The organism is Cyanobium sp. BA20m-14 (assembly GCF_024346295.1).
Window position 1 is genome coordinate 1 of sequence record NZ_JAGQCR010000149.1, and the last position, 7,817, is coordinate 7,817.

The 7,817-nt window shown below is 67.6% G+C and carries 6 protein-coding genes and 1 pseudogene; 6 read left to right on the forward strand and 1 reads right to left on the reverse strand.

What is annotated here, in order from left to right:
• The coding region (alaS, locus tag KBZ07_RS13050) for an alanine--tRNA ligase (RefSeq protein ID WP_254932015.1) at positions 1-2,021 on the reverse strand (2,021 nt) is incomplete at its 3' end.
• A 193-nt stretch (positions 2,022-2,214) separates the two neighbouring features.
• On the opposite strand from alaS, the gene KBZ07_RS13055 reads away from it, so the two are divergent.
• From KBZ07_RS13055 to KBZ07_RS13080, 6 genes and pseudogenes are all read left to right on the forward strand, one after another.
• Positions 2,215-5,334 carry a DEAD/DEAH box helicase gene (locus KBZ07_RS13055; RefSeq protein ID WP_254932016.1) on the forward strand — a complete coding sequence of 1,040 codons (3,120 nt, stop codon included), beginning with the start codon at positions 2,215-2,217 and terminating at the stop codon, positions 5,332-5,334.
• Between the two features lie 4 nt (positions 5,335-5,338).
• Positions 5,339-5,776: a nucleotidyltransferase substrate binding protein gene (locus KBZ07_RS13060; protein ID WP_254932017.1), complete on the forward strand. Its 438-nt coding sequence runs from the start codon at positions 5,339-5,341 to the stop codon at positions 5,774-5,776.
• Positions 5,773-6,096: a nucleotidyltransferase family protein gene (locus KBZ07_RS13065; RefSeq protein WP_254932018.1), complete on the forward strand. Its 324-nt coding sequence runs from the start codon at positions 5,773-5,775 to the stop codon at positions 6,094-6,096. Before KBZ07_RS13060 ends, KBZ07_RS13065 begins: the two co-directional genes overlap by 4 nt.
• On the forward strand, positions 6,093-6,998 hold the full coding sequence (locus KBZ07_RS13070; protein ID WP_254932019.1) for an SWIM zinc finger family protein: 906 nt from the start codon (positions 6,093-6,095) through the stop codon (positions 6,996-6,998). Before KBZ07_RS13065 ends, KBZ07_RS13070 begins: the two co-directional genes overlap by 4 nt.
• Positions 6,988-7,494, forward strand: a complete 507-nt coding sequence (locus KBZ07_RS13075; RefSeq protein WP_254932020.1) for an MEKHLA domain-containing protein — start codon at positions 6,988-6,990, stop codon at positions 7,492-7,494. The genes KBZ07_RS13070 and KBZ07_RS13075 overlap by 11 nt, the downstream gene beginning before the upstream one ends.
• Before the next feature lie 135 nt (positions 7,495-7,629).
• Positions 7,630-7,817 (forward strand): annotated as a pseudogene (locus tag KBZ07_RS13080) (hypothetical protein); the annotation flags it as partial.

Here is a 7,817-nt window from a genome sequence, read left to right on the forward strand (position 1 = left end):
TTGGCCACGTGGGTGCCGCCGCAGAGCTCCATCGACACGCCGGGCACATCCACCACCCGCACCACATCGGCGTACTTCTCGCCAAACATCGCCACCGCACCCGCCGCCTTGGCCTGCTCGATCGCCATCTCCGCCACCTGCAGGGTGTGGGCCTCGCTGATCCAGCCGTTGATCAGGGCCTCGATCTGCTCGAGCTCGGCCGGGGTCACGGCCCGGGGGCAGTGGAAGTCGAAGCGCAGCCGGTCGAAATCCACCAGGGAGCCGGCCTGGCCGATGCCCGGATCCACCACCTGCTTGAGGGCCGCCTGCAGCAGGTGGGTGGCGGTGTGGTTGGCCTGGGCGCGGCGGCGGCAGGCGCCATCCACCCGAGCCGTAACCAGGGCCCCGATCGCCAAACTGCCGCGCTCAATCTGGCCGCTGTGCACAAACACTGAGCGGTTGCGGCTCACACCCTCGATGCTCACGATCACGCCATCGCCTGAGAGCACACCCCGGTCGCCCACCTGGCCGCCGCCTTCGCCATAGAAGGGGGTGGAATCGAGCACCAGTTGCACTGTGTCGCCGGCCGTCGCCTGCTCCGCCGGTTCACCGTTCACCACCAGGGCCAGCACGCAGCTGGGGTGCTCCAGGGCCTCGTAGCCCTTGAAGGCGGTGGCCTCGGCGGCGGCTGCCATCTGCTCAATCGCCCCCTGCAGGGTGAGGTCGATGCTCACAGCCGCGGCCTTGGCCCGCTGGCGCTGGGCCTCCATCGCCGCCTCAAAGCCCGCCAGATCCACCGTGAGGCCGTGCTCTTCGGCGATCTCCTCGGTGAGCTCCAACGGGAAGCCGTAGGTGTCGTAGAGCTCGAAGGCCTGCTCGCCGCTGATCTGCTTAGGCCTGGCGGCGAGCACCTCGGCCAGCAGCTTCTCGCCCCGCTCCAGGGTTTCCAGGAAGCGGGCCTCCTCGCGCTCTAGCTCCGCCAGGATCACCTCGCGGCGCTCCAGCAGCTGGGGGTAGGCGGCCTGCATCAGGGCGATCGACGCCTCGCCCATCGCCGCCAGGAAAGGCCTGTCGATGCCCAGCAGCCTGCCGTGGCGCACAACGCGGCGCAGGAGACGCCTGAGGATGTAGCCGCGGCCCAAATTGCTGGCCGTCACCCCATCGCAGATCAGCTGGGTGATGGCGCGGCTGTGGTCGCCGATCACCTTGAGGCTGGTTTTGCCCTTGGTGTCGAGGGCCCTGTAGTCGACCCCCGCCAGCTGGGCCGCCGTTTCAATCAGCGGGTAGATCAGGTCGGTTTCGTAGTTGTTCGGCACGCCCTGCAGGATCTGGGCCATGCGCTCGAGACCCAGGCCGGTGTCGATGTTGCGGGCCGCCAGCGGCGTGAGGGTGCCGCCGGCGTCGCGGTTGTACTGCATGAACACCAGGTTGTAGAACTCGATGAAGCGCGAGTCGTCCTCCAGGTCGATGCCGTCGTTGCCGAGCTCGGGCTTGAAGTCGTAGTAGATCTCCGAGCAGGGGCCGCAGGGGCCGGTGGGACCCGAGGCCCAGAAATTGTCGGCCTCATCCAGGCGGATGATGCGCTTGGGGTTCACGCCCACCCCGTCGCGCCAGATGGCTTCCGCTTCTTCGTCTTCGCGGAAGACGCTCACCACAAGGTTGTTGGGCGAGAGGCCGAACACCTCGGTGGAGAGCTCCCAGGCCCAGGCGATCGCCTGCTCCTTGAAGTAATCCCCAAAGGAAAAGTTGCCGAGCATCTCAAAAAACGTGTGGTGCCGCGCCGTGCGGCCCACGTTCTCGATGTCGTTGGTGCGGATGCACTTCTGGGAGCTGGTGGCCCGCGCTGCCGGCCGCTGCTGCTGGCCCAGAAACACCGGCTTGAACGGCAGCATGCCGGCGATGGTGAGCAGCACCGTGGGGTCGTCCGGAATCAGCGAGGCGCTGGCGATGGGCTGGTGGCCCCGCTGCTCGTAGAAGTCGAGGAAGGCCGCGCGGATCTCGGCGCCAGTGCGGGGGCAGGCACGGCGGGGGGCAGCGGCCATGGGGGAGCAGAAGAAGCCTGTACCAGGCATAATCGCCCAACATTGGCCGGCGCCCGATCAACTGTGATGATGGTGCCGATCCGCGGGTGGCTGCCGCTTTGGCTGCCGCTGATCGGCAGCACCTTGGTGCTGCATTCAGCGCAGCGCCTGGCCCCACGCCTCCTGCCCGCCCGACGGCCGTAAGGCCGGGTTCATGAGCCTGCTGCACGCCACCTGGCTGTTTCCCCCCGAAGGTTCGGGTGGTCGCCTATTTCTGTGGGCCGACACCTGGCGGGTGGCCACACCGGCGGTGCCGAAGCTGGAGGCCCCCGAGCACCCCCTGGCCCTCAACGAAGACGATCTGGCCACCTGGCTCGACGACAACGGCCTCTGGAGCGAGGCCCTGCGTCCAGCCAGCGCCACCCTGAGCCTGCCCAGCCGCAGCCAGGCCGCCAAGGGGCGCCGCACCAACGCCAGCAGCTGGAGCGGCCTGCCCCTGCAGGCCGGTGAACCGATCCCCAAGCAACTGGAGTGGTGGCCCTGGCAGGTGCAGGGCTGGGCCCTGGATTCGGCCAACGCGGGCGAATGGCTCAGCCAGCTGCCCCTTGCCGGCGAGCACCCGGAGATGGCCGATGAGCTGCGCTGGTGGAGCCACCTGCAGCGCTGGGCCCTGAGCCTGATAGCTAGGGGGCGCTGGTTGCCCCAGCTCGAAGAAGGCAAGGCCCGCTGGCTGCCCCTGCTCAACCGGGAAGACGACCGCCGCCGCCTCGAAGACCTGGCCAGCGGCCTGCCCCAGGTAGCAACCTGCGCCCTGGCCGCCGGCCCCCTGGGCGATCCCTCCCTGGCCTGCCGCCGCCCCGGCAGCGGCCGCCTGCGGGTGGCCAGTCTGCTCGAAGCCCTGCTCGATGGCCAGCTGCGGGCGGGCTTCAGCCCCAGCGCAAGCGGGCTCGATCCCCTGCTGGCGGCCTGGCAGAAGGCCCTGGGCAAGGGCGATGGCAGCCTCAATCTGAACGAAGAGGAGCTCGAGCGGCTCAGCATCGCCACCCACCACTGGCGTGAGGGCGTGGCGGGCAAGGTGGAGCCGGCCCGCACCTGTCTGGAGCTGTTCACCCCAGCCGAGGGCGAGGAGCTCTGGGAGCTGCGCTTCGGGCTCCAGGCCGAAGCCGACCCCAGCCTGCGGGTGCCGGCTTCGGCCGTGTGGGCGGCGGGCGATCGGGGCCTGCAGATGGGGGAGATTGCCGTGCCCCAACCCAGCGAGCTGCTGCTCGAGGGCATGGGCCGGGCCCTCACCGTGTTTGAGCCGATCGAGCGGGGCCTGGATTCGGCCACCCCGGAGGGGATGCAGCTCACCCCGGCCGAGGCGTTTGTGCTGGTGCGCACCGGCGCCCACCAGCTGCGGGATGTGGGCGTGGGCGTGGTGCTGCCCGCCAGCCTCTCCGGGGGCCTGGCCAGCCGGCTGGGCCTGTCGATCAAGGCCGAGCTGCCGGAGAAATCGCGCGGCTTCACCCTGGGCGAAACGCTCACCTGGGAATGGGAATTCATGATCGGCGGGGTCACCTTGACCCTGCGCGACCTGGAGCGCCTGCAGGCCAAACGCAGCCCGCTCGTACAGCACAAGGGGGCCTGGATCGAGCTGCGGCCCCTCGATCTCAAGAACGCCCAGAAATTCAGCGTTGCCGATCCGGGCCTCAGCCTCGACGACGCCCTGCGGCTCACCGCGAGCGAAGGCGACACCTTCCACCGGCTGCCCGCCCACCACTTCGACGCTGGCCCCCGGCTGCAGGCGGTGCTGGAGCAATACCACCAGCAGAAGGCCCCCGACCCCCTGCCGGCACCACCTGGCTTCTCCGGCCAGCTGCGGCCATACCAGGAGCGGGGCTTGGGCTGGCTGGCCTTCCTGCACCGCTTCGACCAGGGCGCCTGCCTGGCCGACGACATGGGCCTGGGCAAAACGATCCAGCTGCTGGCCTTCCTGCAGCACCTCAAGGCCGAAGACGAACTCAAGCGCCCGGTGCTGCTGGTAGCGCCCACCTCGGTGCTCACCAACTGGAAACGGGAAGCCCATGGCTTCACCCCCGAACTGGGGGTGAAGGAGCACTACGGCCCGCGCCGGCCGAGCAGCCCCGAGGCCCTCAAGAAAGCCCTCAAGGGCGTCGATCTGGTGCTCACCAGCTATGGCCTGCTGCAGCGAGACAGCGAACTGCTCGAAAGCATCGACTGGCAGGGGATGGTGATCGACGAAGCCCAGGCGATCAAAAATCCCAGCGCCAAGCAGAGCCAGGCGGCCCGGGACCTGGCCCGCCCCAGCCGGTTCAGCAAGGGGGGCAGCCGTTTCCGGATTGCCCTGACGGGCACGCCTGTGGAAAACCGGGTCAGCGAGCTGTGGGCCCTGATGGACTTCCTCAACCCCAAGGTGCTCGGCGATGAGCCCTTCTTCCGCCAGCGCTACCGGCTGCCGATCGAGCGCTACGGCGACATGGCCTCGATGCGCGATCTCAAGGCCCGGGTGGGGCCCTTCATCCTGCGGCGGCTCAAAACCGACAAGTCGATCATCTCCGACCTGCCGGAGAAGGTGGAGCTCAACGAGTGGGTGGGCCTGGCTCCAGAGCAGAAAAAGCTCTACAACAAAACAGTCGAAGAGAGCCTCGATGCCATCGCCCGGGCCCCCCTGGGCCAGAAGCACGGCCAGGTGCTGGCCCTGCTCACCAAGCTCAAGCAGATCTGCAACCACCCGGCCCTGGCTCTCAAGGAAAAGGCCGAAACCGTGCTCGCCGGCGGCAACGGCAGCTTCAGCAATCGCAGCGCCAAGCTGCAGCGACTCGAGGAGATCCTCGAAGAGGTGATCGAAGCGGGCGATCGGGCCCTGCTGTTCACCCAGTTCGCCGAATGGGGCCTGCTGCTCCAGGCCCACCTGCAGCGCAAGTGGCGCCAGGAGGTGCCGTTCCTCTACGGCAGCACCAGCAAAACCGAGCGCCAGGCCATGGTCGATCGCTTCCAGGACGACCCCCGCGGCCCCCAGCTGTTTCTGCTGTCGCTCAAGGCCGGTGGCGTCGGCCTCAACCTCACCCGCGCCGGCCACGTGTTCCACATCGACCGCTGGTGGAACCCGGCCGTGGAAAACCAGGCCACCGACCGCGCCTACCGCATCGGCCAACAAAACCGAGTGCTGGTGCACAAGTTCATCACCAGCGGTTCGGTGGAAGAAAGGATCGACCGGATGATCAAGGAAAAATCCAAGCTGGCCGAAGACATCGTCGGCTCCGGCGAAGATTGGCTGGGCGGCTTCGATGTGGGCCAGCTCAAAGATCTGGTCACCCTCAGTGAGGAGGATTGAAGCGATGACAGCGCTACCTCCACCGGCGCAATCGGACATCCGCTGGAAACAGCGTTTCGACAACCTGCAAAGGGCCTACCAGCGTCTGCGCTGGGCATTGGAAATCCACCAGCAGGATCCAGACAACGATCTGATCCGCATGGCCTTGATCAAGGCCTATGAATTCACCTTTGAACTGAGCTGGAAAACCCTCAAGGATTTCCTCGCCTACAACGGTATCGATGCCAAGCTGCCCCGCGAAGTACTCAAACAGGCCTTCGCGACGGGTCTGGTCATTGATGGCCAGCTCTGGATCGACATGCTGGAAGAGCGCAACTTGATGGCCCACACCTACGACGACGCCAGAGCCCGCAAAGCAGTGGATCAGATCCAGGAGCGCTATCTCGGAGGCCTACAGCAACTGCACGACATGCTGGCAAGCAAACGGCAGGAGGCCCCATGAGTGCGCCAGCCACCAGCTCTGCCCCTGCCGCCACCAACCACGGCATCCCCGAGCGCACCGTGGCCGAGATCCGCTCCTGCCTGAAGAGCTTCCCCCAGATCCACTGGCTGAAGCTCTATGGCTCACGGGCGATGGGCCGCCACTGGAATGGCTCCGATATCGATCTGGCCTACAGCGCCGACGAGGATTGCAGCGCCGCCCTGCGCGAAGCCCTCGACCAACTGCCCACCCCCTATCTCTTTGATGTGACGCACTGGGAATCGCTCCGCTACGCCCCCCTGCGCGAACACATCGAACGCGTCGGCCTCCCCTTCCCATGACCCTCACCCCCACCACCTACGCCAGCGCCATCAACACCCAGCTCGGCGACCAGGGCCTGGCCCAGCAGCCCTGGTGGGTGGAGCAGTGGATGGAACTGATCAACGGCTACCGCTTCAAGAAGCGACTGGAGCGGGCCTGGGAGTACGCCCGCAGCGGCAATGTCACCTCAATTCGATTCGAGGGCCGCCGGGTACATGCCCGGGTGCAGGGCAGCGGCGAGGAGCCCTACAAGGTGAAGCTCTGGCTCGATGTGCTCAGCGACGACGACTGGGGCTACGTGCTCGATGCCCTCACCCAGAAGGCCCGCTGGTCGGCCCAGCTGCTGGCCGGCGTCATGCCCCAGGACATCGAACGGGCCTTCGCCGCCAGCGGCAAGCGCCTGTTTCCATTCAAGTTGCAGGAGGTGCGTAGCGAGTGCAGCTGCCCCGACAAGGCCAACCCCTGCAAGCACGTCAGCGCCGTCTTCTATTTGATGGGGGATCGCTTCAGCGAAGACCCCTTTGTGCTGTTCCAGATGCGTGGCCGCACCAGGGGTCAGCTGCTGGCCGACCTGGCCAAACGCCGCCGCCGGGCCTTGGCACGGCAAGCTAAAAAGGCTGCCGCCGCCAAGGGCTCGCAGCCAGTCGCCGAGGCCGCTCCCCACCCGGTGCATCCCGCCATCAAGAACCCAAACCGCTGGTGGCGCTACGACGCAGCCCTCGATTCGGATCTGGTGGTGATCACACCAGCCCTCGAGGGCGACACGGGCCTCGATGCCGCCGGGCCCCTGCCCCTGGCAGAGGAACCCCGCTTCCCCGAAGCCAACCAGCACTTCCTCGAGCACCTCCAGGCCCACGGCCAACAGCTGGCCGCCCTGGCCATGGCCAAGGCCATGGGGCCGGTCAACGGCGATGACGGCTAACTGGCTGGCCCCGCCCCCCTGGCTGAGCCCAGAAGCCCAGGCCCTGGCCGGCCAGCTGCTGAGCAGCCACCAGCAGTCCTTCGCCACGCCCCTGCTCGCCGGCCTGGCCGCCGATGCCTCCCCCGGGTTGATCGCCCAGGAGCTGTTCGCCGCCGAGGTGGTGGTGTTGGCCCACGACGGCGCCGATCCCAGCAGCGAGCCAGGCCCCCGCTTGATCTACGCCAACCGCGCCGCCCTGCGCCTGTGGCGGCGGCCGTGGGGGGCGATGGTGGGAATGCCCTCGCGGCTCACCGCCGAGCCGGCCGAGCGGGCCAGCCGCCGCCAGGCCCTGCTGGCCGCCCAGGCCCAGCAATGCCTCTGGGGCTACCGGGGCATCCGCGTCGACAGCACCGGCCGCCGCTTCGCGATCGAAGGCGCTTGCCTCTGGAACCTGCGCGATGGCACCGGTCGGCCCTGCGGCCAGGCCGCCCGCTTCAGCAGCTGGTGGCTGTTATGAGGCTGGCTCTTGTGATGGTGGCTCTTGGGTGTGAATGCCGAACCAAGCCGTGGGGGCCGTACCGCCAAGGGCGGTCTGCACCCTGTTGGCTACTGGGCGGCGGCTGCAGATTGATGGAGTTCCGGAGACCTTCCGATGCTTACCCTGCGCCAATCCCCCTTCGATCTGATCCGCGGCGACCTGCTCGAATCCGATCTGTTCAAGAAGCTCGAGCAGCAACTGCACAGCGCCGAAACGCAAAAGGCTGAGCGAGTTCCCGCCGCCGAAGTGCATGAAACACCCGAGGCCTACACGATCGCCCTGGAACTCCCAGGCGTCGACAA

Coding starts and splice junctions, on each gene's coding strand:
- KBZ07_RS13055 (WP_254932016.1), top strand. CDS start 2,215: ATGAGCCTGCTGCACGCCACCTGGCTGTTTCCCCCCGAAGGTTCGGGT.
- KBZ07_RS13060 (WP_254932017.1), top strand. CDS start 5,339: ATGACAGCGCTACCTCCACCGGCGCAATCGGACATCCGCTGGAAACAG.
- KBZ07_RS13065 (WP_254932018.1), top strand. CDS start 5,773: ATGAGTGCGCCAGCCACCAGCTCTGCCCCTGCCGCCACCAACCACGGC.
- KBZ07_RS13070 (WP_254932019.1), top strand. CDS start 6,093: ATGACCCTCACCCCCACCACCTACGCCAGCGCCATCAACACCCAGCTC.
- KBZ07_RS13075 (WP_254932020.1), top strand. CDS start 6,988: ATGACGGCTAACTGGCTGGCCCCGCCCCCCTGGCTGAGCCCAGAAGCC.